The organism is Hydrogenophaga intermedia (assembly GCF_023715105.1).
In the GTDB taxonomy this organism is placed as follows: Bacteria; Pseudomonadota; Gammaproteobacteria; order Burkholderiales; family Burkholderiaceae_C; genus Hydrogenophaga; species Hydrogenophaga intermedia_A.
In genome coordinates, this window is sequence record NZ_JAMBNO010000017.1 from 23,708 (window position 1) to 49,866 (window position 26,159).

The window sequence follows — 26,159 nt, forward strand, 5'->3', positions numbered from 1 at the left end:
CTTCGACAAGCTCAGGGCGAACGGGTGGCCGGCCTCACACCCGCTCGGCCACCCAGCCTTGCACCGAGGACAAGGCCTTGGCCAGGCCGCTCGCATCGGTGCCGCCAGCCATGGCCATGTCGGCCTTGCCACCGCCCTTGCCACCCACCTGCTGGGCCACGAAGTTCACCAGCTCGCCGGCCTTGACCTTGCCCACGCTGTCGGCGGTGACGCCCGCGGCCAGCTGAACCTTGCCGCCGTCGACCGCTGCCAGCACGATGGCCGCGCTCTTGAGTTTGTCCTTGAGCTTGTCGAGGGTGTCGCGCAGCGTCTTGGCGTCAGCACCATCGAGCGTGGCCGCCAGCACCTTGATGCCTTTGACATCCACGGCGCGGCCCACCAGTTCGTCGCCCTGGTTGGACGCGAGTTTGCCCTTGAGCGCGGCGATCTCTTTCTCCAGCGCCTTGATCTGCTCCAGCGTCTGGCCCACGCGCGCGGTGAGCTCGGCCACCGGTGCCTTGAGCGCGCCCGCGGCCTGCGCCACGGTGCTCTCCAGCGACTGCAGGTAGGTGAGCGCGTTCTCGCCCGTCACCGCCTCGATGCGGCGCACGCCCGCGGCCACGCCGCCCTCGCCCACCACCTTGAAGAGGCCGATGTCGCCCGTGCGCTGCACGTGGGTACCGCCGCAGAGTTCGCGGCTGCTGCCGATGTCGAGCACGCGCACGGTGTCGCCGTACTTCTCGCCGAACAGCATCATGGCGCCGGTTTTCTGCGCCGATTCGATGTCCATCAGGCGCGCCAGCGTGGCGGCGTTGGCCAGGATCTCGGCGTTCACGATCGCCTCGATGCGGCGAACTTGCTCATCGGTGAGCGGCGCGTTATGCGCGAAGTCGAAGCGCGTGCGCTCGGCGTTCACCAGCGAGCCCTTCTGCTGCACGTGATCACCCAGCACTTCGCGCAGGGCCTTGTGCATCAGGTGGGTGGCGCTGTGGTTGCGCACGGTGGCAGCGCGCAGCGCGGTGTTCACCTGCGCGTTCACCGCATCGCCCACGTTGAGCGTGCCCTGCGCCACGGTGCCGTGGTGGCCGTACACGTCGGCCTTGATTTTCTGCGTGTCGCCCACCACGAAACGCGCCGAGCCCGCGCTGATCACGCCCTCGTCGCCGACCTGGCCGCCGCTTTCGGCATAGAACGGCGTGCTGTCGAGCACCACCACACCGCTCTGGCCCTGCTTGAGCGCGGCCACCGGCGTGCCCTCGTGGTACAGCGCGACGATCTTGCCCGGGGCTTCGAGCTTCTCGTAGCCCACGAAGGCGTTGCCCGCGCCGGCGTACTCCAGCGCCTTGTCCATCTTGAACTTGCCGGCGGCACGCGCCTGCGCCTTCTGCTTGTCCATTGCCGCCGCGAAGCCCGCCTCGTCCACGCCCACACCGCGCTCGCGGCAGACGTCGTTGGTGAGGTCGAGCGGGAAGCCGTAGGTGTCGTGCAGCTTGAAGGCGACGTCGCCCGGCAGCACCTTGGCGCCACCGCCCAGCGCGCTGTCAAGGATCTCCATGCCGTTGGCGAGCGTCTCGTAGAAGCGCTCCTCCTCGGCCTTGAGCACCTCCATCACGCGCTGCGCTTGCTTCGCGAGGTTGGGGTAGGCCGCACCCATGAGCTGCACCAGCACCGGCACCAGCTTGTGGAAGAACGGCGTCTTCTGGCCGAGCTTGTAGCCGTGGCGGATGGCGCGGCGGATGATGCGGCGCTGCACGTAGCCGCGGCCTTCGTTGCTGGGGATCACGCCGTCGCTCACCAGGAAGGCGGTGGCGCGGATGTGGTCGGCGATCACCTTGAGCGAGGGGTTGGCGAGGTCGGGGGTGTTCGTTTCGCGCGCGGCCGCCTTGATCAGCGCGTCGAAGATGTCGATCTCGTAGTTGCTGTGCACGTGCTGCAGGATCGCCGCCAGGCGCTCCAGGCCCATGCCGGTGTCCACGCAGGGCGCTGGCAGCGGCACCACGCTGCCGTCTTCCTTCATGTCGAACTGCATGAACACGTGGTTCCAGATCTCGATGAAGCGGTCGCCGTCCTCGTCGGGGCTGCCCGGGGGGCCGCCGGGGATGTGCGGGCCGTGGTCGTAGAAGATCTCGCTGCACGGGCCGCAGGGGCCCGTGTCGGCCATCATCCAGAAGTTGTCGCTCTTGTACTTGCCGCCCTTGTTGTCACCGATGCGGATCACGCGCTCGGGCGGCAGGCCGATCTCTTTCGTCCAGATGTCGAAGGCCTCGTCGTCCTCGTGGTAGACGGTGGCGAGCAGCCGCTCCTTGGGCAGCTTGTAGACCTCGGTCAGCAGCTCCCAGCCCCACTTGAGGCTTTCGCGCTTGAAGTAGTCGCCAAAGCTCCAGTTGCCCAGCATCTCGAAGAAGGTGTGGTGACGCGCGGTGTAGCCCACGTTCTCCAGGTCGTTGTGCTTGCCGCCGGCGCGCAGGCAGGCCTGCACCGAGGCCGCACGCACATAGGGGCGCTTGTCGGTGCCCAGGAACACGTCCTTGAACTGCACCATGCCCGAGTTGGTAAACATGAGCGTGGGGTCGTTGCCCGGCACCAGCGGGCTGGACGCCACCACGGTGTGGCCCTTGGCGGCGAAGAAGTCCAGGAAGCTCTTGCGGATGTCGGCGACGGAGACGGGGGCGGTCATGGGGGCCTTGGAGTCTGGGAATGCGATGGGGGCGGCGGCGGGGAAGGCCGCGCATAGCCCGCCATTTTCTCCCATGCCGGGGTGGCCCGCGCGGGATCGTCGCCAGCGGCACTGCGCACACCGGGGCAAAGGGCTATCCTGTGTGGCTTGGCAGCCGCAGCGCCGCCCCCCGAACACCTGCTGGAGACGCACACCATGGACATGAAGACCTCCCCCCTGGGCCTGCTGAACGACCCAAGCCTGCTCAAGACCGACGGCCTGATCAACGGCCAGTGGGTCAAGGGCGCCAGCCGCTTCGACGTGCACGACCCGGCCACCGGCCTGAAGCTCGCCGACGTGGCGAACCTGGGCCCTGCCGACGCCGAAGCGGCCATCGCCGCGGCCGACAAGGCCTGGCCGGCCTGGCGTGCCAAGACCGCGAAGGAGCGCGCCAACATCCTGCGCAAGTGGTACGACCTGCTGATGGCCAACCAGGAAGACCTGGGCCGCATCCTCACCGCCGAGCAGGGCAAGCCCTTCGCCGAAGGCAAGGGCGAAATCGCCTACGGCGCGAGCTTTGTCGAGTGGTTTGCCGAAGAAGCCAAGCGCGTCAATGGCGAAACGCTGCCCACCTTCGACAACAACCGCCGCCTGCTGGTGCTCAAGCAACCCATCGGCGTGTGCGCAGCCATCACACCCTGGAACTTCCCGCTCGCCATGATCACGCGCAAGGTGGCGCCGGCACTGGCCGCGGGCTGCCCGGTGGTCATCAAGCCGGCCGAACTCACGCCGCTGACCGCGCTGGCCGCGGCCGAGCTCGCGCTGCGCGCCGGCATTCCGGCCGGTGTGCTCAACGTGCTGTCGGCCGACAGCGCCAACAGCGTCGCCATCGGCAAGGTGCTGTGCGCGAGCGACACCGTGCGCCACCTGAGCTTCACCGGCTCCACCGAGGTCGGCCGCATCCTGATGGCGCAGTGCGCGCCCACCGTGAAGAAGCTCAGCCTGGAACTCGGCGGCAACGCGCCCTTCATCGTGTTCGACGACGCCGACATCGACTCGGCCGTGGAAGGCGCGCTCGCCAGCAAGTACCGCAACGCGGGCCAGACCTGCGTGTGTGCCAACCGCTTCTACGTGCAGGCCGGCGTGTACGACCAGTTCGTGCAGAAGTTCGCCGCCCGCGTGAAGGCGTTCAAGGTCGGCAACGGCTTCGAGGATGGCGTGGTGCAAGGCCCGCTGATCGAGGACGCCGCGGTGGAGAAGGTACAGCGCCACGTGGCCGATGCCGTGGCCAAGGGCGGTACCGTGGTGGCGGGCGGCAAGAAGCTGCAGGGCCAGTTCTTCGAGCCCACCGTGGTGGCCAACGCCACGGCCGACATGCTGTGCGCGCGCGAGGAAACCTTCGGCCCCTTCGCGCCGGTGTTCAAGTTCAACACCGAGCAGGAAGCGATCGACGCGGCGAACTACACCGAGTTCGGCCTTGCGAGCTACTTCTACAGCCGCGACGTGGGCCGCATCTTCCGCGTGAGCGAAGCGCTGGAATACGGCATGGTTGGCATCAACGTCGGCATCCTGGCCACCGAGCACGTGCCGTTTGGTGGCGTGAAGCAATCCGGCCTGGGCCGCGAGGGCTCGCACCACGGCATGGACGATTACGTGGAGATCAAGTACCTGTGCGTCGGCGACGTGCTCAAGTGACGTCGCGCATGTTCAAGGACTGGCACAACCCTTACCCGGTTTCGCGTGCGCCGCTGATGGCGCGCAATGTGGTGGCCACCTCGCAGCCGCTGGCTGCGCAGGCGGGGCTGCGCATGCTGCTCAAGGGCGGCAACGCCATCGACGCGGCGGTGGCCGCGGCCGCTGCGCTCACGGTGGTGGAGCCTTGCTCCAACGGGCTGGGCAGCGACAACTTCGCCATCGTGTGGGACGGCGAGCGACTGCAGGGCATGAATTCCTCGGGCGTGGCGCCCGCGGGCTGGAGCCCGGAGTACTTTCGCGACAAGCACGGCCAGATTCCGCTGCGCGGCTTCGACGCCGTGACCGTGCCCGGCGCCGTGGCGGGTTGGGCCGCGTTGTCACAGCGCTTCGGCGCCCTGCCCTTTGCCGACCTGATGGAGCCCGCCATCGAACTGGCCGAGCGCGGCCACGCCGTGGCGCCGGTGATTGCCGACAAGTGGGCGCGCGCCATGCCGCTGCTGCACGACAAGCCGGGCTTCGCACAGGCCTTCCTGCCGCGCGGGCGCGCGCCGCTGCCTGGCGAGCGCTTCGTGTTCGCCGAGGCGGGCCGCGCGCTGCGGGCAATCGCCGAGACGCGCGGCGAGGCTTTCTACCGCGGTGAGATCGCCCACGCCATCGACGCCTTCGCGCGCGAGCACGGCGCGCAGCTGCGCGCCAGCGACCTGGCCGCGCACGAGGTGCTGTGGACCGACACCATCACCACGCCCTTCGCCGGCCACACCGTGCACGAGCTGCCGCCCAACGGCCAGGGCATTGCCGCGCTGATGGCGCTGGGCATGCTCGAGCAGCTCGACATCGGCCGCTTCGGGCCCGACAGCGTGGAAGGCACACACCTGCAGATCGAGGCCATCAAGCTCGCCTTTGCCGACACCTACCGCTGGGTGGGCGACGAACGCTTCATGACCGAGGTGCGCGCCGCCGACCTTCTGGACCCCGTCTACCTGCGCGAACGTGCGCGCCGGATCGACCCGAAGCGCGCCATCGACCCCGGCCCGGGCCGCCCGCCGCAGGGCGGCACGGTGTACCTCACCACCGCCGACGCGCAAGGCCGCATGGTGAGCTTCATCCAGAGCAACTACCTGGGCTTTGGCAGCGGCGTGGTGGTGCCCGGCTGGGGTGTGAGCCTGCAGAACCGCGGCCACGGCTTCACCCTGCAAGACGGTCACCCCAACCAGGTGGCACCCGGCAAGCGCCCCTTTCACACCATCATCCCGGGCTTCCTCAGCCGCGACGGCCAACCCGTGATGGGTTTTGGCGTGATGGGCGCCAACATGCAACCGCAAGGCCACGTGCAGACCCTCGTGCGCATGCTGGTTCACGGCCAGCAGCCACAAGCCGCCTGCGACGCGCCGCGCTGGAAGTGGGGTCAGAGCCTGGACGTGGATTTCGAACCCACCATGGCCCCCGCCCTGCGCGAAGGCCTCAAGGTCCTCGGCCACCGCTTCGAACCCGCGGCCGACAGCTACCTCGACTTCGGCAGCGGCCAGTTCATCGCGCGCTTGAGCGATGACCTGGAGGACGGCTACGTAGCTGCCAGCGACTCGCGGCGGGACGGACAGGCGGTGGGGTTTTGAACGCAGCTTTGTCGGCAGGATTTACACCCACGGGGGTATCCGATCGCGCCATCGTGCCAACTGTTTGATTTTTCACGGATTCCCCGAGCAGGCACAGCTGATGCATGGAGTTGGCAGGCAATTCGCCTGTGTCAAATCTTTGGAGGCTCCATGAAACGCAAGATTGTGAAAGCGCTGGCGGCCGCGGGGCTGGCGCTATGTGCCGCAACCACCGCGCAAGCTGCCTATGTCGGTACCACACCGGCAAGCAATGATGTGATCGGCATAGCGGAAGGATGGTTTGGTGCCAACCTTTACCTGATCGCCGGGGCTGCCACCACCATCACTGTCGAGTTCATCGGCAAGGAGGCGGGGTACACCAACCGCTTCTACCTCGAGGGAGCCGAGCGCTTCAACACCGGTGCACTCCCCGGATCCACCGTCGATGTGCTGGTGGACCCAGGACTCATCGACTTCGCGTTCTTCTCGAACATGGGTTCCGGGAATCCGCTCGCAGCGTCCGTGACCAACGGTAGCAACCAGGACCCGGTCACCAATCTGCTCAATTACTTCATCACGTTTGATGACAATGTTGTCAACGGCTCGACGCCATCCTCAGGTCAAACGGTGCTGATCGCCTTGGACGACACCGGTGCTGGCCCGGATGACAACCACGACGACATGGTGATTCGCCTGACCATCTCGAATGGGGGCTTCCAGGTGCCCGAACCTGGCACGCTGGCCCTGCTGGGCTTGGGGGCACTGGCCGCGGGGCTCGCCCGCCGTCGCCAAATCAAAGCCTGAACAAAGGCCTTGCCTCTCTGCCACACAGGCCGGTCACATTGACCGGCCTTTTTCACGTCTGCCTTCGCGTAAACTCCGACGCTCATGCGGGTGTAGTTCAATGGTAGAACGGCAGCTTCCCAAGCTTCATACGAGGGTTCGATTCCCTTCACCCGCTCCAAAACCCCAACAAATTCAACGCCCATAGGGGCGTTTGGTCATCTGACCCAACTACGTACCCAACTACGGGCAACGTCATAGGGATGGCCAGCGTGACGAACCGAATCGGCGACAGCCTCCACCACTTCGGCCCAAACAAGGACCTAGTGCGCGCCTTGATCGACCACCAGGTGCAGTTCGTACTGGTCGGCGGTCTAGCTGTGTCTTGGTTCTGCCCCAGGCGGACCGCTGATGACATGGACTTGCTGGTGGCTCCAACGGTGGAAAACTCGGGGCGGGTTGCGGCCGCCCTGCAGGCCATCAGCCACCCCGTTGAAGCCCCCGACGCATTCGCTCGGCCGGGGTTGCAGGTTCGGCTGGGGCCGGTGCTTTACGCGGAACTGCTCACACCCCGAACAGACGCACCATCGTTCAATGAAGTCGCGTCCAGGGCGGTGGAAGGAAAGCTGTTTGATATGCCGATCAAGATCGCCGCGCCTGGCGACCTGATGGCGATGAAACAGCTGGTGATCGACCAGGGCGATGGAGACCTGCAGAAGCATCGGGAAGACATTGCGATGCTGCGGAACGTTTAAACAGCAGAAGCCCCGGACGGTACTAGCGGAACAGTTGAGCGCGCTGCTTCGCAGCTTCGGGCGATTGCCGTGCGCGCTCTAGCTGTTGACGCAACGGGGTCAGGACTTCATCGGGGAACACCGCTGGCGGCAGGTTCATGCTGTCAATCCACGCCTTGGCAAAGGCGTCGTTATCGCGTTCGAAGTAAGGCGCTATGGCCCCCACCTTCGCGTTCGCCGCTTCTGAAGACAAGATGGCAATGGCTGCATTCGTCTGGAGTTGCCGCACCTGGGCTTCCAGCGTGAACAACCTGAAGCCCAGGAAAGAGGTGACCAGGGCGAGAACTGCGACAACGGTTTTCATAGAACCAGTTTGCCATCGGGGCAGGCGTGACTGCAATCACCGCGCCAGCGCTTCAGCCTTCGCCGCCAGGTCCACCTGACCAGCAGCGCGAAGCGCAGCCGCCGCCAGATGCAGGCAGTTGTCCCTGCGCTCGTTGCGGCCGTCAGCACCCACCGCAGGCCCCACCAGGCGTTCCACGCAGTCGTTCCAGCTGGCGCGGACTTCCTCGCGCTCACGCTCGCGGGGTGTGGTCACTGGAACGAACGCAAGTTGTCGTCGGCCTGGCCGCGCAGCCTGGTGGCGCCCACTGCCAGACGGTTCACGTCGATCTGAGCCGCGCGAACGGTGGCGACGGACCCCACGGCCTCACCGGCGGCCGTCATCGCGTTCAGGGTGTCCTGGATGACGCCAGACACGCGGCTGCCGGCCTGCGCTGCGCTGCCAGTGGTCAGCACGATGCCGCCCAGCACGGCCTGCGCGTCCGCCAGGCTGCTGATGTTGCCCAGGCGCTTCGCGGTCTGGCCGGCCACCGTGGCGGTGGTCTGCAGCGAACGCGCCAGGCCCATGCCCTGGTTCACCGACTGGATGACTGCCGCCAGGGGCGTGGCCACGCTGCCGGCGATGGCGTCGATGGCCGCCAGCGATGCCGCCAGGCGGCTGAGTGAAGCTGTCCCCAGGGCACCGGTGGCGGTGACGATCTGCGCGGCGGGAACGACAGCTGCAGCAGCGGCGCGGTTGCCTGCAGCGATCTGCGGGCCGGCTTGGCCACCACCGGGCGACACGCCAACATCGCCCCGATCGTTGTAGCGCGACAGCTGCAGGGTGAATTCCTGGCGCAGCGGCGTGCCAGCGGCGGCGAATGTGGACTGGCGTTCCGACACCGACACGATGACCCATTGGCCCATCACGTCGCCGCGTCCGCTCACCAGCTGGTGCGGCTTGCCCTGCTCTGCCAGGGCTCGCAGGGCGTCAATCTGGCCCACGCCACCCCAGTATTCGGGGAACACCACGCCTTCCAGTGTGATGGTGTCCGCACCAGGACCCGTGAACTGCAGTTCCGGCAGCCCTTCGAAAATGTCCTGGCTGGGCCAGCGGTATTCGGTCTGGCGATTCAGGCCCTGGTAAGCGGCGGTGTTCAGGCCGAACTGATACGGCCCCAGCTGCAGCATCACGTTCATCGTGCAACCCCCGCCATCTGCTGCTGCGCGCCCACCACGCCGCCGGCCACATCGTGCCGGCCTGCAGCGATGCAGGCGCGCACAGCCTGGTCCAGCAGCGCGATGGCCGTGGCACTGGCGGCTGCGCGTTCCTCGGGGGTCTCGGCTGCGGGGACCAGGTGCACCGCTGCGCGTTGGTCAGCGGCGATGACGGCCGCCAGGTTGCTGAACTCGTGTTTGTGGCTCATTCGTTCTGGTCCGGTTCGTTGATGGGGCGGCCGTCGCGCATCTGCTGGATCACGCGCTTGATTTCCGTGGACGCGTTGGTCAGCACGGTGATGACTTCCCCCCGCACGGCTTCCTTGAAGCGCGTTTCGTCGCTCTCGTTCAGCAGGCGGATGGTCAGGCGATGGGGCAGCTGCAGCATGTTTTGTTTCACCATTTCGGTGAACCGGAACTGCGAGGCTTCGAACTCCGCAATGGGTGCCACCAGTCCGCGCTGGCGGGCCAGTTCCAGTTCGGCCATCGTTGCTTCGGCGCGCAGCTTGCGCAGGCGTTCGGCCTGCAGCTCGCTGGGGCCTTCGCGCTCTGCCAGTTCGTCCAGCATCGCGTGCACTGCGTCCTGCAGGCGGTAGCGGCCACGCGCCACCCTGGTCAGCGTGCCCTGTTGCGCCAGCTGCTCGATACGGCGGCGCGAGACGCGGAACAGGCCCGCCAGGTCGTCGGCGGTGACTTCCTGGTCCTGCAGGCTCATCGCAGACCCCCGGCCGCCAGGGCTTGCGCCAGCTGGGTTTCCAGCGTGCGCGTGGCGCGGCGTTCATTGCGTTCAGCAGCGCGGCGCAGCTGGTCGCCGGGGCTGCCCTTGACGCGCCACTTCGGGCGCTTCGGCGGCGTCGTGCGCTTCACTGGCGGCCCTCGATGCGCGCGATCAGCGCCAGTGCGTCGTTCGCGACGTCAGGCTGGCCAGCGCGGACCGCCAGGCATGCGGCCTGTTCCAGCAGTCGGCGCGACTGCACCGCATCGGCGTAGCGGTCGCTGGCGCTTTTGTGGGGCGGCAGGGCGAAGACGACCGCGCGGCGCGTGGCGGCCCTGGCCGCGTTGGTCTCAATTTGATTGTTCATCGCGTTCATTCGTGTGGGGGGTAGCAGTCAATTCCAAGGCGAATAGTTGCCGGTTGCTTTCATCCGCCAGGCGCAACCGGCAAAACCTGGGCGGTGGCACGGGACCACCGCAACCCGCTGGGGCTACCACCCCCCAGCTATCCGTGCCGCCAGGCGAGGCGGCGCGGAATTCGGTCAGGCCGCCGTGGCGGCCGTGTTCTCCAATGCGCGACGCAGCAGGCGTTCGCCCACCTGCGCCATCGAAGGCCGGTAACCACTGACGCGCTCGGCGCGCTGGCGTTCGGCTTCCAGCTTTGCCGCCAGGTCAGCAGGCAGCGGCACAGTCAATTTCGGCGTGGTGCCCTCGGTGGGCTTCGCGGAATTCATTTGCTTGGGCATGTCGTCGTCCTTGAAAAGTCACCAGTTGCGAACCCAGCTCTGGCGCGCGGCCGGCGCAGGCGCGCATGCCTGGCGGACCTTCGCGCCGACATGGCGCACGGCGCGGCGCAGCTGGGTTTCGGTAAGTTCCGGCCAGCGGCGCAGCAGCTGGTTGCGGGTGTCTTCGTCGTTGTGAACCCAGCCCCGGCCGTCCAGCTGGACGATGGCGCGCACATCACCTTCGCTGCCGGCGTGGCGCTGGTACACGGTGCAGCTTTCGATACAGGCCACCAGGTCGGCCGGCAGCGCGCTGGCATCAGCCGGCGGGTTGCCACCAGGCTGCGGGCGGGGCTTGAAGCGAAGGCCCAGCATGTCAGGCGCTCACGGTCCAGAACTTCGCATCACCGCTGGGCAGCAGGGCCACCAGGTCGGACCAGATGGTCACCACCAGGTCGCCGGCAGCATTGCGGCGCTCGACGCTCACGCGCAGGCTGTCATGCACGGCCACGGCGCTGCGCGTGAACGCGCCCACGACGGTGGCGGCATTCACGGGCGTCAACTCAGCCAGCACACCGGACACGCGCAGGGTGCCATCGTCGCCAACAGCGGCACCAGCTGCGGCAGTGCCGCAGAGCGCCTTCAGTTCGGTGAACTCGACACCTGAAGCGCTCGCGCTGGCCAGGCTGAAGGCCGGCGGCGTTGCGGCCGCAATGGCCGTCAGCAGGCAGTGGTCAGCGGCGCGTGCCAGGCCCAGCCCGATGGCTTCCATCAACTCGACAAGCAGCACGTCCATGCCGTGTTCGGAAATGTCGCGTCGCGTCAGGCTGAACCTGGTCGCGTAGCTCGGGCCGGTGAACTCCACATCCTGGCGCGACACGGGCGGGGCCACTTCGGGCACATCGTCACCATCGGCAACCGGCAGGATTTGCGCAGCTTCCACCAGGGACCAGCGGCGAGGCCGGTTCACCATGGCAATGTCGCCGGTGCCACCCACAGGCACGGCCTCGGGGCTTTCTTCCACCACCAGGATGGATGCGCCGGCCTGCGCCACACGCGATTTGCGCAGGATCGTGGCCGACATAGGCACCAGCTGGCCAGCCGGGTGCTGGACAACCTCCAGCGCACGAAACTGTTTCTGCGCAGGTGGCAGCTGCAGGGCGCGCAGGCTCAGGGTTCCGGCGGTCGCGGCGGTCTTCTTCAGAACGTGGCGGACTTCGCCGCTCTCGGTCAGGCCGTGGTGGCTGAAGCCCAGTTCGCGCTGGCCGGCTTCGATGATGCTGCGAAGTTGTTCAAGGTGTTCCATGGGGTGTTCGGTTGGTTGTTGTTGCGGGTTTTGCAAAGTCTCTGTCGTTCTCTTTGCTGGTTCCTCTTTCGGGATTTCACTTACTGTGCGCGGCCTGCGCGGCGATTTCTTCCTGCGGTTTTTCCGTGAGGGCGAAACACGAAGCGCGCTTTTTGGGCAGCCAGATGTGGACCCTTGCGCAGCCAATGCCCGCGCAGGGGACGGCCTACAGCAAGGACCCGGACCAATTCGCAGGGGTGCCCCACCCTGGTGCAGCCACCAGGCGCGAGAGGGTCGGCGTAACCACGTCACCACCTGTACCCACCGATTCCACGATTCCAAAAGTCTCCCCAAACACACCACAGCCACAGATTTCCAAAGTTATGTTCTTGGTGGTTACGGTGGGTACGGTGGTTACGGGGCTGTTTTTCATAGGGAAGGTGCCGTCATCACCTAGGCTTGTGCGGTGGTTACGCATGGCAAGGTGGTGACGATCAGAAGGGGCGGTCTTCATCCGGTGAAGCTCCTTCCTTCTCCCACACCCACCTGGGAGGGCCACTGATACGCCGCTGCACACGGCGGTATCCCAGCAAGCGCAGGGCACTGGCGGCGCGCATCTGTGCGGCCTTGTCCTGGCGGCCAATCTCCACGCCCAGGGCTTCCAGCACCGAGGAAACCTCGACCTGATGGCGGCCCAGGCAGTGGTCCGCGATGCGGCTTTCCCAGGCGTCAACCTCTCGCCTCTGCTCTGCCTGGTGGCGCGCAGCATCTGCGGGCACTTCCCACCAGGTCGCGCCAGCGTTGAACCTGGCCACAGCTTCAGCGAACAGTTGGCTGCGGTGTTCGCGCAGCCACGCCAGATCAATGGCGGTGGCGGTCACCGGCCAGAACCGGCGCGCGCCAGTGGCATCGCGCAGGTAGGCCGTTTCGTTCGTGCTGCCTGCGAAGATGACGCGGCGCGGCATGTCCACAGCCCTGCGGGTGTACGGCAGCCTGCAGCGGTCCTTCTGGCTGGTCAGCAGCTGCTTGATGCGGGTCACGTCGCTGCGCCTGAATGCGTCCAGCTCGGCCACTTCAATCAGCCACTTCGACTGCAGCACGATGAAAAAATCTTTGGTGTCCAGGCTCTCGGTCAGTTCAGCGAAGTAAGGCCCGCCGATCACCGACAGCATGGTGGACTTGTTGCTGCCCTGCGCCCCTTCGAACACCGGCATGCAGTCGGCCTTGCAGCCAGGTCGCAGGGCGCGCGCCACCATGGACAGAAGGAAGTTGCGCCCCACGGCCTGGTGGTAGTCATCATCAGGCGCGCCGATCACACGGGGCAGCCAGCCGTCCAGGCGCTTCACGCGATCCCAGCGCAGCGACCGCAGCCACTCCACCAGTTCGTCCCGGACGTTCTCTTGCGCGATGGCCAGAACAGCCTTTTCCACCAGGTCGTCGGAGAACTTCGCCAAGCCGTGTTCGCCCTGCAGGACGGCCGCCAGGCGTAGGCGGTCGGAGTCCACCCAGGGGCGCGGCTGTTCGCCGTCCCAGGTGGTCCGCACGTCCTGGTGGAATTGGTCGTACCAGAACCGCCCAGCGAAGCGCGGATGCTGCGTGAGCACCGCGATGTGGTTGGACAGGTTCGGGATCACGTCGCGCCGCGCGGTCAGGGTCAGACTGACCCCAGCCGCCGCCATGGCCCCCACCGCGTGCTCGGGGATGGTGATCCCCCAATCCGTGGCACCACCAGGCGCAGGCTGTTCCGCTTGACGGGCTGGCGTAGGGGCTGGGGGCTTCGCCGCTTGCTGGGCCGGCGCAGGGGCCACCGCCACAGGCGACGGGCTGGGAAGCTCCTGGCGCTGGCGTGCGGCGTTCCTGGCCGCTTCGTCCATGGCCCACTGCATTGCTTGGCTGGGGGTCATCAGTGCACCACCTCAGCGCCGCGAAGATGGCGCTTCAGGTCCAGGAACACTTCCTGGCGCACCAGGGCCGGCAGACCATTGCTGGCGCTGCAGCACATGCCATCGACAGTTTCCAGGATGTGGTCAATTCGAACGCCGCGAATTCGCCCCGTCTCGGCGGTTATGGCCGCCAGCAAGTAAAGCCGGCGCATCATGGCCAATTCATCGGACGGGCGGGTATTTACAACCGTGCAATATGCTCGGTTATAATCTGCGAACGCTTTTTGGTCAGGCGTGGTGTGTGTGTGAAAACGGTCCCGTCCCACCGGGGCCGTTTTCTTTTGTGGCGAACTCATTTCAATTCGACCCCCTGAGCCTGGCGGCGCTGCCAATCCAGCACGTCGCTTTCGCGCCAGGCCGTCACGCCTGCACTGAGGCGCACCGGCTGGGGAAACGACTTGTCGGCCACCTTCCGCCACACCGTGGCCGGCGCGAACGGAACGTACCCGCCCTGGATCAACTGACGCAGGCGCAGGTATTTTTCGAGCGATGGAGAGTAAGAGACGTTATTGCGCATGATTTGCGGCCCTCTGAGACAACATGCGCTAATTGTTGATTGGTCTAATTGAGCGGTCAATATTGGACGCAATTAACCGAAATCAACTCAGAATCACGCTAGATAATTAGACGTAACTGGGCCTCATTGGACTATTCGACCGTTTGTCGGATAGGCACAAAAAACCCGGCTCTGTGGCCGGGTTGTTGTCGCTGAAATGAAACGCGATTTCTATGCGGCGGCCTTTGCCTGCTGCCGTCCGGCGCAAAACACCGCCCAGTCCGCCATCAGCGCGCGCCGCTTGTCGAACAGGTCACCGCGCCTGTAGGCGGCCTCTGCCGCGTTCCGGATGACGTGCGCCAGGGCCATTTCGCGCACTTCTGGCGGGTGCTGCGTGCATTCGCTGGTCCAGGTGCTGAAGGTGGACCGGAAGCCATGAACGGTGACCAGCCGGCCTTTCTCGTCCTTCACGCCCATGCCCTTCAGCAGCGCCAGCATGGCCGCATTCGACAGCGGTCCATCGCCCTTGCCGCCAGGAAACACCCACCGGCTGGTGCGTTCCTTGTGCAGCGTGCGCAGCAAGTCCACCAGCGGTTCGCTGAGGGGCACGCGGTGGTCCCCAGCGTCCCGAACCTTCATGCGGCCGGCGGGCACCGTCCACACGGCCGCGTCGAAGTCGATTTCATCCCACTGCGCGCCGATGCTTTCGCCTGTTCGCAGGGCCGACAGAATGGTGACCTCCAGCGCCCTGGCGCTGATGCTGTCCCGGCTGCGCAGATCTTCCATGAACTTGGGCAACTGCGCGAACGGCAGCGCGGCCTGGCGGCCACCCTTGGGCAGCGGGGGCAGCACCTTTTCCAGCACTTCGAACGCCGCCGGGTTGTCGCCCTTGCGGTATCCCTTCGCCTTCGCCCAGTCGAACGTCCCGCGCAGCAGCGCGGCCACCCTCTCGGCAGCTGCCGGCGTCTTCGTCCAGATGGGCTTTAAGACCCGCTCGATGTGATGCACGTCCACGTCCGCCAGCAGCAGGCCGCCGCACACCGGGTCAATGTAGGTGTCCAGCATGGCCTGCCGTTTCGCCACGCCCTTGGGATCGCGTGCCCACTTCGGGGCCATGGCGTCGATGAACCCAAGCACTGCCTTGCGGACTGTGAACAGGCCGGCGCGCTGGGCCTCCAGCTGCGCCCTGGCGGTCAGCTTCGCGGCGCGCGGGTCGATACCGGCCTGCAGCTGCTTGCGGTAGTCGTCTGCGCGTTCGCGCGCTTCCGCCAGCGTGACGGCGGGGAAGCTTCCCAGGCCGAAATCGCGCCGGTGCTGGACCAGCTTGCCGGCTGCGTTTGGGCGAACCCCCACGGTTAGCCTGGCCACCCACGAACGGGCACCGCTGGGCGTGACCTGCAAATGAAGGCCGGCGGCACCCCCTACAGGGTGCAGGCCGGGGGTCTTAAGATGTTCGACGGCTTTCGCGGACAGCTTGCTGGCGGTGCGGGGCATGGGCGGCTTTCGATGCTTGCGGAATCGAAGGACTGTACCCCACTAAATACCCCACTACAAGCGCGCGATAAGGTGAGACAAGTAGAGATCACGGCGCATCACCGGGGATCATTTTCCCCAACAAAATCAAAGCCGTTTAAACAACCGTGCGACAGCTTGAGACGGCATGAGTACGGTTCCGAATTCCCTTCACCCGCTCCAGATCACCTTCGACAACACAACGAAAAAGGCCTGCACATGGTGCAGGCCTTTTTGCTTCTGGCGTGACCGGAGGTCGGCGCGCTCGGCAGCTTCAGCCGCGACGGCGGCGCACGACGGCCAGACCCGCCAGACCCAGGCCCAGCAGGGCCAGGGCACCCGGCTCCGGCACTTTGCGTGCCGTCTGGGAGAAGGCGAAGATCAGGTCGTTGAAGTCCTTGTCGGAACCCGCCAGCGGACGGTCCTCAAAGGCGATCACGGTGACATCGCCCAGCGCAGCCAGGCTGCTCAGCGCGGTCTCGGCGGCCGCAATCAGCGTCACACCCGGGGCCAGAGCGGTTTCGACCACGTTCGGATCGCTGGTGGTGATGTAAGCGACATTCGTGGAGCCCACACCGGTGGACCACGAATTGGGCACCGTGAGGTTCTGGAGCGTGAACGTCAGCAGGTCGCCCGCGGTCAAACCATTGATGACGACCGTGCCCCCCACCGGTGTGGCGTTGGCGCCTTTGTTGGAGAAGAGGAAGCTCTGCCCGCCCACGTTGATCTGAAAGAGCAGATCGCTGTCGTCGCCGGCGTTGGCGAAAAGGAAAGCGGCCGTGACCGAGGAACCCGTGGCGACGATGTCGTACCCGACGGTGGTCGCGGGCGCCACTGGCGCCGCCATGGCAGTGCTCATGCCGAGGCTCAGTGCGAGACCACCCAGCAGGGATTTGAGTTGTCGCTTCATGCAGTGCTCCTGAAAACAGTTAAGAGTTGCCAAGGGATAGCACGATCGATGCCAGCGAAAAAACCATTTCAAATCAAATACATAACAAAACCGAAGGCTCGAGCTGTCAAGAATTTCGACAGCTTCAGTCCTTCCGAGGCAACCTTCGCGGCGCCGCGGGCCATCAATCGCGCAAGGCGGCGCCCACGCCCACCAACGCCAGCACCCCCAGCACCACGAAGATCAGCGCGGCAATCAGGTGCACCACCTTGATAGGTACGCGCCGCGTGATGGCATCGCCGAAGAACACCACCGGTGCGTTCGCGAGCATCATGCCCAGCGTGGTGCCGATCACCACCGCAAACAGCGGTTCGTACTGCGCACCCAGGGCCACCGTGGCCAGTTGGGTCTTGTCGCCCATCTCTGCGAGGAAGAACGCCCAGGTAGTGGCCGCGAACACGCCCATGCGGCGCACCGGTTTCACTTCGCCCTCGTCCAGCTTGTCGGGGATCAGCATCCACACGCCCATGGCGATGAACGACAGCCCGAGCACCCAGCGCATGACGTCCGGGCCGATGGCGGCCATCACCCAGGCGCCGGCTGCGCCCGCCAGCGCGTGGTTCAGGATGGTGGCGACGAAGATGCCCGCGACGATGGGCCAGGGCTTCTTGAAGCGCGCGGCGAGCACGAGCGAGAGCAGTTGCGTCTTGTCGCCCATTTCGGCGAGCGCGACGATGCCGGTGGACAGGAGAAAGGCTTCCAAGGGATTTCTGGCGTGACAAAAGAAAACGCCCGCACGCGGCGGGCGTTGGATACAGGAATTCTAGTCAGGCTGGCGGGGTTGATCAGAGCAGCGTGACGCCGGTCTTGCTCTGGATGAACTCGCGGGTGACGCCAGGAGCGGTCTCCATCAGCTTGAGGCCCTGAGGCGTCACGTCCATCACACCCAGGTCGGTGATGACACGGTCGACCACGCCCACGCCGGTGAGCGGCAACGTGCACTTGGGCAGGATCTTCAGGTCTTCGGTGCCATCCTTCTTCCGGGCCACGTGCTCCATCAGCACGATGACACGCTTGACACCGGCCACCAGATCCATGGCACCGCCCATGCCCTTGACCATCTTGCCGGGGATCATCCAGTTCGCCAGGTCGCCATGCTCGCTGACCTGCATGGCGCCCAGGATCGACAGGTTGATCTTCCCGCCGCGGATCATGGCAAAGCTGTCGTGGCTGCCGAAGATCGAGCTGCCCTTGATGGTGGTCACCGTCTGCTTGCCGGCGTTGATGAGGTCGGCGTCCACCGCGTCTTCGGTCGGGAACGGGCCGATGCCGAGCATGCCGTTCTCGCTCTGCAACCACACCTCCTTGGTGCCGGTGTGGTTGGCCACCAGCGTGGGGATGCCGATGCCGAGGTTGACGTAGAAGCCGTCCTCGAGCTCTTGCGCCGCGCGCGCGGCCATCTGGTCTTGGGTCCAGGGCATGAATGTTCTCCTGCTTTTTCGGTCACGGCGGGCTCAGACGCCCGCCTTTTCCGTGATCGTGCGTTTCTCGATCCGCTTCTCGGGCGTGGCGTTGAGCACCAGGCGGTGCACGTAGATGCCAGGCAGGTGCACCTCGTCCGGGTGGATGGCGCCGGTCTCGACGATCTCCTCCACCTCCACGATGCAGACCTTGCCGGCCATGGCCACGGCCGGGTTGAAGTTGCGCGCGGTGTAGCGGAATTGCAGGTTGCCGCTCTTGTCGGCGCGGTGCGCCTTTACCAGCGACACGTCGGGCACCAGCGAGCGCTCCATCACATAAGTCTCGCCGTCGAACTCGCGGAGCTCCTTGCCTTCGGCCACGATGGTACCCACACCGGTCTTGGTGAAGAAGGCCGGAATGCCCGCACCGCCGGCGCGCAGCTTCTCGGCCAGCGTGCCCTGCGGCGTGAACTCCAGCTCCAGTTCGCCCGCCAGGTACTGGCGCTCGAACTCTTTGTTCTCGCCCACATAGCTGCTGATCATTTTCTTGATCTGGCGCGTCTCGAGCAGCTTGCCCAGGCCGAAGCCGTCCACGCCGGCGTTGTTGGAGATGACGGTCAGGTTCTTCACGCCGCTGTCGCGCAGCGCGTCGATCAGCGCCTCGGGAATGCCGCACAGGCCGAAACCGCCCACGGCCATGAGCTGGCCATCGGCGACCACGCCCTGGAGCGCGGCGGCCGCGCTGGGGTAGATCTTGTTCACGGGGATTGCCTCCGGGTTGGCTTGCTGGGAGAAACCGCAACGATACTACGTAGCGAGTTACGTAGTATTTCGTAAAGACCAACCATGATGGACATCGACTACCGGCTGGCCTTCGACCTGGCACCCGTGGGCCTGGCGCTCTCGCGCGAGCGCACCATGGTCGACTGCAACCAGGCCCTGTGCGAGATGTTCGGCGCCACGCGCGAGCAGCTCGTGGGCCAGAGCTTCCAGATCCTCTACCCCAGCGCCGACGAGTACGAGCGCCTGGGCGCGCGCATGACGCCGCTGCTCGGGCGCAGCGGCACGTACTCGGACAACCGCATCATGAAGCGGGTGGGTGGCCGCCAGGCCGGAGAAACCTTCTGGTGTCACGTGACCGGCCGCGCTGTGGACCGCAGCGAGCCCCATGCCGCCGGCATCTGGAGTTTCGAGGACCTGAGCTCCACGCGCCCCGTGCGCGCCGAACTCACCGCGCGCGAACGCGAGGTCGCCGCGCTCATCATGGACGGGCTCACCAGCAAACAGATCGGCAAGCTGCTCGCCATCAGCCACCGCACGGTAGAGGTGCACCGCGCGCGGCTGATGCGCAAGTACGGCGCGCACAGCACGCCGGACCTGGTGCATCGGTTGATGGCGGGGTGAGACTCACTGCGGCTGGTAGCCGCTGTCCTTGATGATGCGCGCCCACACCGTGCGATACGCGACCTCGCGTTGGCCAAATTCGGTGCCGCTCATGTGGCCCACCGTCAGGCCCATGGCCGTGAGCTTCTCGCGCACGTCGGGCATTGCGATCACCTTCTGCAGCGCGGCGGAGAGCTTGTCCACCGCCGCGGCTGGCGTGCCGGCGGGGGCGAACAGGCCGTAGTACGGTACGTCCTCGAAACCCTTGATGCCGAGCTCGGTGAAGGTCGGCACATCGGGCAGCGCGGCCTGGCGCTGGGTGCCCATCACGGCCACCACGCGCAGCTTGCCGGCCTTGTGGTTCTCGATGAAATCGGGCACCGAACCCACGCCCGCCGGAATCTGGTTGCCCAGCATGTCGGCCATCATGGGCGCGCTGCCGCGGTAGGGCGCGGCCACGAGATCGAGCCCGTACTGCTTGCCGATGAACTGCACCGCGAACTGCGGTGTGGAAGCCGGCGCGGGGATGCCCACCGTGCTCTTGCCGCCAGTGGCCTTCACGCCGTCGATCCAGGCCTTGAAGTCGCGCGCGGGCGTGCCGCCCGAGAGCGCCACGGCGTTGACGAAGGTGGCAAAGCCGGCCACGGGCACGAAATCTTTCGCCGGGTCGAAGCCCGGGTTCTTCATGGTCAGCGGCAGGATGGACACGCTGTGGTCGTGGCTCAGGAACACGGTGGTGCCATCCGGCGCCGCGGCCTTGAGGGCCTGGCCCGCGAGCTGGCCGCCCGCGCCGGGTTTGTTCTCCACCACCACCGGCTGGCCCAACTCGGCCTGCAGCTTTTCTCCCAGGATGCGCGCGATGGCGTCGGTGCCCCCACCAGGCGGGAAGCCCACCAGGATGCGGATGCTGGTCTGGGCTTGGGCGAGGCCGGCGGCCAGTGCAAGGGCGGCGGCCAGGGCCGCGCGACGGGACAGGTTCAGCTTCATGTCGGTTCCTCGTCAATAGCAGTGAACAGAATCATTGGCCTTCGCCATCGACCACGCTGGCGGCCGTGCGGAACGCTTCCACGGCCGCCGGAATGCCGCAGTAGGCCGCCAGGTGGAGCAACACCTCCTGCAATTCCTGGGCCGAAGCCCCGTTGTTGAGCGCACCGCGCACGTGCCCCTTGAGTTCGTGCTGTTTGCCCATCGCGGCCAGCATGGCCACGGTGATCAGGCTGCGCGTCTTGAGGTCGAGCACGCCACGCTGCCACACGTCGCCCCAGGCGCGGCGCGTGATGTGGTGCTGCATGGGTTCAGTAAAGGGCGTCATGCCGGCAAAGGCCTTGTTGACGAAGTCTTCGCCCATCACTTGCGTGCGCGTGGCCAGGCCGCGCTGGAAATCGGGATCGTCGGGCAGGTTCATGGTCGGTGAAGGGAGTGGGTCGCGGACGGGTCGCAACGATACCGCAGGGCTCGCCGATACTTCGCGTCTGACCCACGAGGAGACACGCCATGCCGCAAAAGACCCGCTACCCCCTGCCCGACCTCAACACGCTGCCGCAGGACATCCAGACCCGGATCCTGGAGGTGCAGGAAAAATCCGGCTTCATCCCGAACGTGTTCCTTGCGTTGGCGCGCCGCCCCGCCGAGTGGCGCGCCTTCTTCGCCTACCACGACGCGCTCATGCTCAAAGAGACTGGCAGCCTCACCAAGGGCGAGCGCGAGATGATCGTCACCGCCACCAGCGCGGCCAACCACTGCCTGTACTGCGTGGTGGCGCACGGTGCCATCCTGCGCATCTACGAGAAAAAGCCGCTGGTGGCCGACCAGGTGTCGGTAAACCACCGCAAGGCCGACATCTCGCCGCGCCAGCGCGCCATGCTCGACTTCGCGATGAAGGTGTGCCTGCAATCGCACGAGGTGGAAGACGCCGACCTGGACGCGCTGCACGCGCACGGCTTCGACGACGAGGACATCTGGGACATCACCGCCATCACCGCCTTCTTCGGACTCTCCAACCGCATGGCCAACGTCACCAGCATGCTGCCCAACCCGGAGTTCTATCTGCTGGGCCGCGTGCCCAAGGCCAAGCCGGCGGCCTGAAGTGGCCGGGGCGCCTCAGGCCTCGAGGTGCCGTCGCAGACTGTCCGGAATCGACGCCGATTTCTGCAGTGGAAAGTTCACCCACACCGTGGTGGCGCCGCCCGAGGCATAGACGGTGTCGGGGTCGTCTGCCCTCGAGAGCGTGCACCAGCTCTCGAAGCTGCTGCGCCCGGTATCGCTCACGTACATGGTGGCGATCACGTCGCCCGGGTATTCGAGCTGCTTGTGAAACGTGCAGAAGGCATTGACGATCACCGGCCCTTCGCCTGACGGATCGGGCTGGCAACCGATCGACTGCATCCACTCGATGCGGATGGTCTCGAGGTAGCGGAAGTACACCGTGTTGTTCACGTGGCCCATGGCGTCCATGTCACCCCAGCGGATGGGGATGGTCATGCGGTAGACCTGTTTCTTCTTCTCGGGCAGTTCGAACTTCATCGGTGGACTCGGATGGAGGCAAGAATCCCCAGCACGAACAGCACGCACGCCGCCCACTGCAGGGCCACGGGCCATTGGCCGTTCCAGACAAAGGTGTAGAGCAGGCCGAAGACGGTCTCGCTCACGATGAGCTGGCCCGCCAGGCTCGCGCTCAGGCGGCGGCTGGCCATGTTCCACAGCACCGATGCGATCCAGGCCGCACCGATACCGGTGACCGCGCACACGGCAACGAACAGGCCAAAGCGCGGCTGCGCGACCAACTCGCTTACCGGGCTGCCGGCCACCGCGGCAATCCCCAATGCACCCAGGCCAGCGGCCACACCGAGCCAGTTGGCCCACAGCGCGGAATTCACCTCGGGGTGGCGCGCCAGCCAGCGCGCATTGAGCAGGCCATAGGCTGTCCAGGAGGCCGCGGCAAGTGCGGCGTAGAGGACACCGAGCCAGAGGTGGCCGCCGGCAGCCGTTACCCCCGACGCGCCATGCGCTGCGTCGGCACCGACGTGCATCATGAGTGCGATACCTGCGGCCGTGAGCGCCAGGCCCGGCAACAGCGAACGCCAACGCAGCCCCTGCGGCTTGCCCAGCAGCATGATCCACAGCGGAATGGTGCCGATGATGAGCACTGGCAGGGCCGCACCCGCGGCCTGGATGGCCAGCACCAGCAGCAGGTAGTAGCCGGTGTAGCCAAGCAGGCTCAGCCCCAGCGCAGCGCGTGCCTGCGCCGCCGTGGGCCAGCGCGCTTCACCACGCCATGCGGCCCAGGCCAGCAGCAGCGCGGCGAACAGGCCGCAGGCCACGAAACGGCCAACGGTCAGGTCCACCGAGCCGAACTCGGGAACGATGAGGGGCGCAATGAAGGTGGTTCCCCAGAAAGCGCCCGCCCCAAGACCAGCGGCCAGACCCGTCACCATGCCCGGCGAAGGCCCGCCGGGCCGTTGCATCACCAGCGCGGTCATTCAGGCCCCGAAACCGTCGTCGGCCGCGATGACCGCGCCGTTCACGAAGTGGCTTTCGTTCGAGCACAGCATCACCAGCACCGCATCCAGATCGGCCGGCTGGCCCACGCGCTTGCGTGGCAGCATGTTGATCAGCTTCTGCCCTTGTTCGGTCTGCCAGTGCGCGTGGTTGATCTCGGTGTCGATGTAGCCCGGGCAAATGGCATTGACGTTGATGCCGAAGCGGCCCCACTCCACCGCCATGGCTTTGGTCATCTGCACCACCGCCGCCTTGCTCATGCAGTACACGCCGATCTGCGGCAGCACCTTGAGCCCGGCCATCGACGCAATGTTGACGATGCGCCCGCCCACCCAGCTGCCCGGCGCCGCGCCCTTGGCGCGCGCCATCATGCGCTTGGCCACCTCCTGCGCCACGAAAAAGGCGCCCTTGGTGTTGGTGTCGAAGATGAAGTCGAAATCGGCCTCGGTCACGTCCTGCAGGCGCTGCGTGATGCTCACGCCCGAGTTGTTGATCAGGATGTCGATGGCGCCCACCTCGGTTTCGGCGTGGGCAATCGCGGCCTTGATCGAGGCCAGGTCGGTCACGTCAAGCGCCACCACGTGCGCAGCGCCGCCTTCGGCCTCGATGTGGGCGCGCAGGTTCATGAGGCGATCGGTGCGCCGGCTGGCCAGCACCACCGCCGCGCCGGCGCGCGCCAGCGTCTTGGCGAACTGCGCGCCGAGGCCGCTGGAAGCGCCGGTGATCAAGGCCACGCGGCCCGAGAGGTCGATGGTGTAGGCCATGGGTCTGTCTCCCCAATTGCGAACGATCGTTCGATTTTGTGCGGTCGCCGCATAAAATGCGGTCCGCTCCGGGACATGAGTGCCGCCGCAACGGCGGGCTCACGGAGTGTGCCAACCATTATCAGCGAGACCCCCCATGACGCATGACGAGATCCTGGCCCAGTACGGCCCCCGCGAAGCCATGGAATACGACGTGGTCGTGGTCGGCGCCGGCCCGGCCGGCCTGTCCACCGCCATCCGCTTGAAGCAACTGGCCGCCGAAAAGGGCAGCGAGATCAACGTCTGTGTTCTGGAGAAAGGCTCCGAACCCGGGGCCCACATCCTCTCCGGCGCGGTGATGGACCCGCGAGGCATCAACGAACTCTTCCCCGACTGGAAGGAGCGCGGCGCCCCATTGAACCAGCCCGTCACCGGCGATGACTTGCTGGTGCTGAGCGAAACCGGTGCGAGCCGCACGCCCGATTTCCTGATGCCGCGCAACTTCCACAACGACGGCTGCTACGTCATCAGCCTGGGCGCGGTCACCAAGTGGCTGGCCGAGCAGGCCGAGGCGCTGGGCGTGGAAATCTTCCCCGGCTTCACCGCGGCCGAAGTGCTTTACCACGACGACGGATCGGTGAAGGGCGTGGCCACCGGCCACCAGGGCCTGGGCAAGGACGGCGAGCCGACCGACGCCTTTGCGCTCGGCATGGAACTGCACGCGAAGTACACCGTGTTCGCCGAAGGCGCGCGCGGCCACCTGGGCAAGCAGCTCATTGCGAAGTTCGACCTTGCCAAAGGCAAGGACCCGCAGAGCTACGCCATCGGCATCAAGGAACTCTGGGAAATCCCCGCAGACAAGGCCAAACCCGGCCTGGTGGTGCACACCGCCGGCTGGCCCATCGCCGATGACACCTTCGGCGGCGGCTTCCTCTACCACCTCGAAGGCAACAAGGTCACGCTGGGCTTCGTGATCGGGCTGGACTACACCAACCCCTGGATGTCGCCGTTCGAGGAAATGCAGCGCTGGAAGACGCACCCGGCCATCAAGGCGCATATCGAGGGCGGCAAGCGCCTGGGCTACGGCGCGCGGGCCATCAACAACGGCACGCCGCAGGCCCTGCCCAAAACCGTGTTCCCCGGTGGTGCCCTGGTGGGTTGCGATGCGGGCTACCTCAACGCCGCGCGCATCAAGGGCAGCCACGCCGCCATCAAGAGCGGCATGCTCTGCGCCGAGGCCGCCTTCGAGGCGGTGGCCGCCGGCCGAAGCAGCGACGAACTCAGCGCCTACCCGGCCGCGTTCGAGAAGAGCTGGCTGCACGAGGAGCTCTGGCAGACGCGCAACTTCAAGGCCTGGTTCAAGAAGGGCCAGCTCGTGGGCAAACTCATGACCGGCATCGAGCAGTGGTTCCTGCCCAAGGTGGGCGTGAGCGCACCGCCCTGGACGCTGCACCGCGACCAGCCCGACCACGTGTACCTGAAGCCGGCCGACCAGATGCCGAAGATCGCCTATCCCAAGCCGGACGGCGTGATCAGCTTCGACCGCCTCTCCAGCGTGTTCGTCTCCAACACCAACCACGAGGAAAACCAGCCCGCGCACCTCACGCTCAAGAACAGCGCGGTGCCGGTGCAGGTGAACCTGGCGAAGTACGCCGGCCCCGAAAGCCGCTACTGCCCGGCGGGCGTGTACGAGTTCGTCAAGACCGATGCCGGCGAAGACCGCCTGCAGATCAACGCGCAGAACTGCGTGCACTGCAAGACCTGCGACATCAAGGACCCGACGCAGAACATCGTGTGGGTGACCCCCGAGGGCGGGGGTGGGCCGAACTACGCAGGGATGTGACGCGCAGCGGCACAGGCCCTGCACTTCGAATGCGCGCGGGGATGTGACCTCGTTCACGCCATCGCAAGCCAGCCGCCTTCGGGCGGCTTTTTCATGGCCGCATGACACGCAAACGTCATCTGGTCTGCGCAGAGTGCTGCGGATTGCGAAGCACGACTGCGAAACACATGCTCATCAAGACCGACAAAGGCCGTCTCGAGTTGCAACCCGGCCAACGCACCCTGGGCCAACGCGAGCGCGCGATCCTGCTCGTGGCCGACGGCCGCAAGCCCACCGCCTCGCTGCATGCGCTGTTCGAGGGAGAGGGCCGCGCCATCGTTGAAACGCTGCTGGCCGGGGGTTACCTCGCCGAGGACCGCCCGGTCGCGCCGCTCGGCGCGGCCGACACCTTCAGCGGCCCGCGCTCGCTGGCCAGCGCACGCATGTTCCTGTTCGATCTGTCCGAGCGCATGTTCGCCCCACGCGATCGCGCATTCGCCGATCGATTGCGCGAGGCGCTGCGGGAGGCGCGCGATGCCGACAGCATGCTGGTTGTCGGCCGCGAGATGCTGGCCGAGATCGAGCGCAGCGCAGGCACCGAACGCGCCCAGGTCATCGGCGAGCGGCTGGCGCGCGTGCTGCCCGAGGCCATGGCCGTGCGCGCTTGAAGCGTTGCGAACGGGCCGACACAATGCAGGGCCGTCTGGAGACCTG

32 protein-coding genes and 1 tRNA gene are annotated in these 26,159 nt (G+C 66.3%); 9 read left to right on the top strand and 24 right to left on the bottom strand.

What is annotated here, in order from left to right; all coding sequences use genetic code 11:
* Positions 1-34: 34 nt before the first annotated feature.
* Positions 35-2,656 (bottom strand): alanine--tRNA ligase, encoded by a 2,622-nt coding sequence (alaS, locus tag M3149_RS16290; protein ID WP_251710599.1) that lies wholly within the window; start codon positions 2,654-2,656, stop codon positions 35-37.
* Positions 2,657-2,851: 195 nt separating this feature from the next.
* Here alaS and M3149_RS16295 point away from each other — a divergent pair, with 195 nt between their 5' ends.
* From M3149_RS16295 to M3149_RS16315, 5 genes are all read left to right on the top strand, one after another.
* Positions 2,852-4,330, top strand: coding sequence for an NAD-dependent succinate-semialdehyde dehydrogenase (locus M3149_RS16295; RefSeq protein ID WP_285887199.1), 1,479 nt, complete (start codon positions 2,852-2,854; stop codon positions 4,328-4,330).
* An 8-nt stretch (positions 4,331-4,338) separates the two neighbouring features.
* Positions 4,339-5,943 (top strand): gamma-glutamyltransferase family protein, encoded by a 1,605-nt coding sequence (locus tag M3149_RS16300; protein WP_251710600.1) that lies wholly within the window; start codon positions 4,339-4,341, stop codon positions 5,941-5,943.
* A gap of 150 nt (positions 5,944-6,093) precedes the next feature.
* Positions 6,094-6,726: a PEP-CTERM sorting domain-containing protein gene (locus M3149_RS16305; protein WP_251710601.1), complete on the top strand. Its 633-nt coding sequence runs from the start codon at positions 6,094-6,096 to the stop codon at positions 6,724-6,726.
* Between the two features lie 86 nt (positions 6,727-6,812).
* A tRNA-Gly gene (locus M3149_RS16310) sits at positions 6,813-6,886 on the top strand.
* Between the two features lie 91 nt (positions 6,887-6,977).
* The gene (locus M3149_RS16315; RefSeq protein ID WP_251710602.1) at positions 6,978-7,460 is read left to right on the top strand and encodes a hypothetical protein; all 483 of its coding nucleotides are present in this window, start codon (positions 6,978-6,980) and stop codon (positions 7,458-7,460) included.
* Between the two features lie 22 nt (positions 7,461-7,482).
* On the opposite strand, the gene M3149_RS16320 is transcribed toward M3149_RS16315, so the two are convergent.
* The 18 genes from M3149_RS16320 to M3149_RS16405 all read right to left on the bottom strand — a co-directional run bounded on the left by M3149_RS16320 (position 7,483) and on the right by M3149_RS16405 (position 18,761).
* Positions 7,483-7,803 carry a hypothetical protein gene (locus M3149_RS16320; protein ID WP_251710603.1) on the bottom strand — a complete coding sequence of 107 codons (321 nt, stop codon included), beginning with the start codon at positions 7,801-7,803 and terminating at the stop codon, positions 7,483-7,485.
* Positions 7,804-7,839: 36 nt separating this feature from the next.
* Positions 7,840-8,037, bottom strand: a complete 198-nt coding sequence (locus M3149_RS16325; RefSeq protein ID WP_251710604.1) for a hypothetical protein — start codon at positions 8,035-8,037, stop codon at positions 7,840-7,842.
* Positions 8,034-8,960 carry a phage tail protein gene (locus tag M3149_RS16330; RefSeq protein ID WP_251710605.1) on the bottom strand — a complete coding sequence of 309 codons (927 nt, stop codon included), beginning with the start codon at positions 8,958-8,960 and terminating at the stop codon, positions 8,034-8,036. Before M3149_RS16330 ends, M3149_RS16325 begins: the two co-directional genes overlap by 4 nt.
* On the bottom strand, positions 8,957-9,187 hold the full coding sequence (locus M3149_RS16335; protein ID WP_251710606.1) for a hypothetical protein: 231 nt from the start codon (positions 9,185-9,187) through the stop codon (positions 8,957-8,959). The genes M3149_RS16330 and M3149_RS16335 overlap by 4 nt, the downstream gene beginning before the upstream one ends.
* Positions 9,184-9,693, bottom strand: coding sequence for a terminase small subunit (locus M3149_RS16340; RefSeq protein WP_251710607.1), 510 nt, complete (start codon positions 9,691-9,693; stop codon positions 9,184-9,186). The genes M3149_RS16335 and M3149_RS16340 overlap by 4 nt, the downstream gene beginning before the upstream one ends.
* The gene (locus tag M3149_RS16345) at positions 9,690-9,845 is read right to left on the bottom strand and encodes a hypothetical protein (RefSeq protein WP_251710608.1); all 156 of its coding nucleotides are present in this window, start codon (positions 9,843-9,845) and stop codon (positions 9,690-9,692) included. Before M3149_RS16345 ends, M3149_RS16340 begins: the two co-directional genes overlap by 4 nt.
* Positions 9,842-10,060: a hypothetical protein gene (locus M3149_RS16350; RefSeq protein WP_251710609.1), complete on the bottom strand. Its 219-nt coding sequence runs from the start codon at positions 10,058-10,060 to the stop codon at positions 9,842-9,844. Before M3149_RS16350 ends, M3149_RS16345 begins: the two co-directional genes overlap by 4 nt.
* A gap of 174 nt (positions 10,061-10,234) precedes the next feature.
* Positions 10,235-10,426 carry a hypothetical protein gene (locus tag M3149_RS16355; RefSeq protein WP_251710610.1) on the bottom strand — a complete coding sequence of 64 codons (192 nt, stop codon included), beginning with the start codon at positions 10,424-10,426 and terminating at the stop codon, positions 10,235-10,237.
* A 30-nt stretch (positions 10,427-10,456) separates the two neighbouring features.
* Positions 10,457-10,789 carry a hypothetical protein gene (locus M3149_RS16360; RefSeq protein WP_251710611.1) on the bottom strand — a complete coding sequence of 111 codons (333 nt, stop codon included), beginning with the start codon at positions 10,787-10,789 and terminating at the stop codon, positions 10,457-10,459.
* Position 10,790: 1 nt separating this feature from the next.
* Positions 10,791-11,720: a hypothetical protein gene (locus M3149_RS16365; RefSeq protein WP_251710612.1), complete on the bottom strand. Its 930-nt coding sequence runs from the start codon at positions 11,718-11,720 to the stop codon at positions 10,791-10,793.
* A gap of 473 nt (positions 11,721-12,193) precedes the next feature.
* Positions 12,194-13,603 (bottom strand): virulence-associated E family protein, encoded by a 1,410-nt coding sequence (locus M3149_RS16370; RefSeq protein WP_251710613.1) that lies wholly within the window; start codon positions 13,601-13,603, stop codon positions 12,194-12,196.
* Positions 13,603-13,797, bottom strand: a complete 195-nt coding sequence (locus tag M3149_RS16375) for a hypothetical protein (RefSeq protein WP_251710614.1) — start codon at positions 13,795-13,797, stop codon at positions 13,603-13,605. Before M3149_RS16375 ends, M3149_RS16370 begins: the two co-directional genes overlap by 1 nt.
* A 137-nt stretch (positions 13,798-13,934) precedes the next feature.
* Positions 13,935-14,159 carry a helix-turn-helix transcriptional regulator gene (locus M3149_RS16380; RefSeq protein WP_251710615.1) on the bottom strand — a complete coding sequence of 75 codons (225 nt, stop codon included), beginning with the start codon at positions 14,157-14,159 and terminating at the stop codon, positions 13,935-13,937.
* Positions 14,160-14,369: 210 nt separating this feature from the next.
* Positions 14,370-15,632 carry a tyrosine-type recombinase/integrase gene (locus M3149_RS16385; protein WP_251710616.1) on the bottom strand — a complete coding sequence of 421 codons (1,263 nt, stop codon included), beginning with the start codon at positions 15,630-15,632 and terminating at the stop codon, positions 14,370-14,372.
* A gap of 292 nt (positions 15,633-15,924) precedes the next feature.
* The gene (locus M3149_RS16390) at positions 15,925-16,560 is read right to left on the bottom strand and encodes a DUF4114 domain-containing protein (protein WP_251710617.1); all 636 of its coding nucleotides are present in this window, start codon (positions 16,558-16,560) and stop codon (positions 15,925-15,927) included.
* Positions 16,561-16,723: 163 nt separating this feature from the next.
* Positions 16,724-17,302, bottom strand: coding sequence for a TMEM165/GDT1 family protein (locus tag M3149_RS16395; RefSeq protein ID WP_251710618.1), 579 nt, complete (start codon positions 17,300-17,302; stop codon positions 16,724-16,726).
* An 82-nt stretch (positions 17,303-17,384) separates the two neighbouring features.
* Positions 17,385-18,020 carry a 3-oxoacid CoA-transferase subunit B gene (locus M3149_RS16400; RefSeq protein ID WP_251710619.1) on the bottom strand — a complete coding sequence of 212 codons (636 nt, stop codon included), beginning with the start codon at positions 18,018-18,020 and terminating at the stop codon, positions 17,385-17,387.
* A 33-nt stretch (positions 18,021-18,053) separates the two neighbouring features.
* Complete coding sequence (locus M3149_RS16405; RefSeq protein WP_251710620.1) at positions 18,054-18,761, bottom strand: CoA transferase subunit A; 708 nt, start codon at positions 18,759-18,761, stop codon at positions 18,054-18,056.
* An 87-nt stretch (positions 18,762-18,848) separates the two neighbouring features.
* Here M3149_RS16405 and M3149_RS16410 point away from each other — a divergent pair, with 87 nt between their 5' ends.
* Entirely contained in the window at positions 18,849-19,403 is a 555-nt protein-coding gene (locus M3149_RS16410) for a PAS and helix-turn-helix domain-containing protein (protein WP_251710681.1), read from the top strand.
* Between the two features lie 3 nt (positions 19,404-19,406).
* Here the strand turns inward: M3149_RS16410 and M3149_RS16415 are convergent, their stop codons facing one another.
* Positions 19,407-20,369 (bottom strand): Bug family tripartite tricarboxylate transporter substrate binding protein, encoded by a 963-nt coding sequence (locus tag M3149_RS16415; protein WP_251710621.1) that lies wholly within the window; start codon positions 20,367-20,369, stop codon positions 19,407-19,409.
* A gap of 31 nt (positions 20,370-20,400) precedes the next feature.
* Entirely contained in the window at positions 20,401-20,787 is a 387-nt protein-coding gene (locus tag M3149_RS16420; protein WP_251710622.1) for a carboxymuconolactone decarboxylase family protein, read from the bottom strand.
* Between the two features lie 89 nt (positions 20,788-20,876).
* On the opposite strand from M3149_RS16420, the gene M3149_RS16425 reads away from it, so the two are divergent.
* The gene (locus M3149_RS16425) at positions 20,877-21,467 is read left to right on the top strand and encodes a peroxidase-related enzyme (protein WP_251710623.1); all 591 of its coding nucleotides are present in this window, start codon (positions 20,877-20,879) and stop codon (positions 21,465-21,467) included.
* Between the two features lie 15 nt (positions 21,468-21,482).
* Here the strand turns inward: M3149_RS16425 and M3149_RS16430 are convergent, their stop codons facing one another.
* The 3 genes from M3149_RS16430 to M3149_RS16440 are packed head-to-tail and all read right to left on the bottom strand — an operon-like array spanning position 21,483 to position 23,644.
* Positions 21,483-21,905 (bottom strand): acyl-CoA thioesterase, encoded by a 423-nt coding sequence (locus M3149_RS16430; protein WP_251710624.1) that lies wholly within the window; start codon positions 21,903-21,905, stop codon positions 21,483-21,485.
* Positions 21,902-22,861 carry a DMT family transporter gene (locus M3149_RS16435; protein WP_251710625.1) on the bottom strand — a complete coding sequence of 320 codons (960 nt, stop codon included), beginning with the start codon at positions 22,859-22,861 and terminating at the stop codon, positions 21,902-21,904. Before M3149_RS16435 ends, M3149_RS16430 begins: the two co-directional genes overlap by 4 nt.
* Positions 22,862-23,644: an SDR family oxidoreductase gene (locus M3149_RS16440; RefSeq protein ID WP_251710626.1), complete on the bottom strand. Its 783-nt coding sequence runs from the start codon at positions 23,642-23,644 to the stop codon at positions 22,862-22,864. It abuts the gene before it with no gap.
* Positions 23,645-23,780: 136 nt separating this feature from the next.
* Between M3149_RS16440 and M3149_RS16445 the strand changes: the two genes are divergently transcribed.
* Both M3149_RS16445 and M3149_RS16450 read left to right on the top strand, forming a co-directional pair.
* On the top strand, positions 23,781-25,466 hold the full coding sequence (locus M3149_RS16445; RefSeq protein ID WP_251710627.1) for an electron transfer flavoprotein-ubiquinone oxidoreductase: 1,686 nt from the start codon (positions 23,781-23,783) through the stop codon (positions 25,464-25,466).
* 167 nt (positions 25,467-25,633) lie between these two features.
* Positions 25,634-26,113 carry a hypothetical protein gene (locus M3149_RS16450; RefSeq protein ID WP_251710628.1) on the top strand — a complete coding sequence of 160 codons (480 nt, stop codon included), beginning with the start codon at positions 25,634-25,636 and terminating at the stop codon, positions 26,111-26,113.
* The last annotated feature ends 46 nt before the right edge of the window (positions 26,114-26,159 follow it).

Coding starts and splice junctions, on each gene's coding strand:
- M3149_RS16420 (WP_251710622.1), bottom strand. CDS start 20,787: ATGAACCTGCCCGACGATCCCGATTTCCAGCGCGGCCTGGCCACGCGC.
- M3149_RS16375 (WP_251710614.1), bottom strand. CDS start 13,797: ATGATGCGCCGGCTTTACTTGCTGGCGGCCATAACCGCCGAGACGGGG.
- M3149_RS16450 (WP_251710628.1), top strand. CDS start 25,634: ATGCTCATCAAGACCGACAAAGGCCGTCTCGAGTTGCAACCCGGCCAA.
- M3149_RS16390 (WP_251710617.1), bottom strand. CDS start 16,560: ATGAAGCGACAACTCAAATCCCTGCTGGGTGGTCTCGCACTGAGCCTC.
- M3149_RS16440 (WP_251710626.1), bottom strand. CDS start 23,644: ATGGCCTACACCATCGACCTCTCGGGCCGCGTGGCCTTGATCACCGGC.
- M3149_RS16435 (WP_251710625.1), bottom strand. CDS start 22,861: ATGACCGCGCTGGTGATGCAACGGCCCGGCGGGCCTTCGCCGGGCATG.
- M3149_RS16320 (WP_251710603.1), bottom strand. CDS start 7,803: ATGAAAACCGTTGTCGCAGTTCTCGCCCTGGTCACCTCTTTCCTGGGC.
- M3149_RS16340 (WP_251710607.1), bottom strand. CDS start 9,693: ATGAGCCTGCAGGACCAGGAAGTCACCGCCGACGACCTGGCGGGCCTG.
- M3149_RS16305 (WP_251710601.1), top strand. CDS start 6,094: ATGAAACGCAAGATTGTGAAAGCGCTGGCGGCCGCGGGGCTGGCGCTA.
- M3149_RS16330 (WP_251710605.1), bottom strand. CDS start 8,960: ATGAACGTGATGCTGCAGCTGGGGCCGTATCAGTTCGGCCTGAACACC.
- M3149_RS16415 (WP_251710621.1), bottom strand. CDS start 20,369: ATGAAGCTGAACCTGTCCCGTCGCGCGGCCCTGGCCGCCGCCCTTGCA.
- M3149_RS16370 (WP_251710613.1), bottom strand. CDS start 13,603: ATGACCCCCAGCCAAGCAATGCAGTGGGCCATGGACGAAGCGGCCAGG.
- M3149_RS16430 (WP_251710624.1), bottom strand. CDS start 21,905: ATGAAGTTCGAACTGCCCGAGAAGAAGAAACAGGTCTACCGCATGACC.
- M3149_RS16300 (WP_251710600.1), top strand. CDS start 4,339: ATGTTCAAGGACTGGCACAACCCTTACCCGGTTTCGCGTGCGCCGCTG.
- M3149_RS16410 (WP_251710681.1), top strand. CDS start 18,849: ATGGACATCGACTACCGGCTGGCCTTCGACCTGGCACCCGTGGGCCTG.
- M3149_RS16350 (WP_251710609.1), bottom strand. CDS start 10,060: ATGAACAATCAAATTGAGACCAACGCGGCCAGGGCCGCCACGCGCCGC.
- M3149_RS16365 (WP_251710612.1), bottom strand. CDS start 11,720: ATGGAACACCTTGAACAACTTCGCAGCATCATCGAAGCCGGCCAGCGC.
- M3149_RS16335 (WP_251710606.1), bottom strand. CDS start 9,187: ATGAGCCACAAACACGAGTTCAGCAACCTGGCGGCCGTCATCGCCGCT.
- M3149_RS16355 (WP_251710610.1), bottom strand. CDS start 10,426: ATGAATTCCGCGAAGCCCACCGAGGGCACCACGCCGAAATTGACTGTG.
- M3149_RS16445 (WP_251710627.1), top strand. CDS start 23,781: ATGACGCATGACGAGATCCTGGCCCAGTACGGCCCCCGCGAAGCCATG.
- alaS (WP_251710599.1), bottom strand. CDS start 2,656: ATGACCGCCCCCGTCTCCGTCGCCGACATCCGCAAGAGCTTCCTGGAC.
- M3149_RS16425 (WP_251710623.1), top strand. CDS start 20,877: ATGCCGCAAAAGACCCGCTACCCCCTGCCCGACCTCAACACGCTGCCG.
- M3149_RS16360 (WP_251710611.1), bottom strand. CDS start 10,789: ATGCTGGGCCTTCGCTTCAAGCCCCGCCCGCAGCCTGGTGGCAACCCG.
- M3149_RS16380 (WP_251710615.1), bottom strand. CDS start 14,159: ATGCGCAATAACGTCTCTTACTCTCCATCGCTCGAAAAATACCTGCGC.
- M3149_RS16400 (WP_251710619.1), bottom strand. CDS start 18,020: ATGCCCTGGACCCAAGACCAGATGGCCGCGCGCGCGGCGCAAGAGCTC.
- M3149_RS16295 (WP_285887199.1), top strand. CDS start 2,852: ATGGACATGAAGACCTCCCCCCTGGGCCTGCTGAACGACCCAAGCCTG.
- M3149_RS16385 (WP_251710616.1), bottom strand. CDS start 15,632: ATGCCCCGCACCGCCAGCAAGCTGTCCGCGAAAGCCGTCGAACATCTT.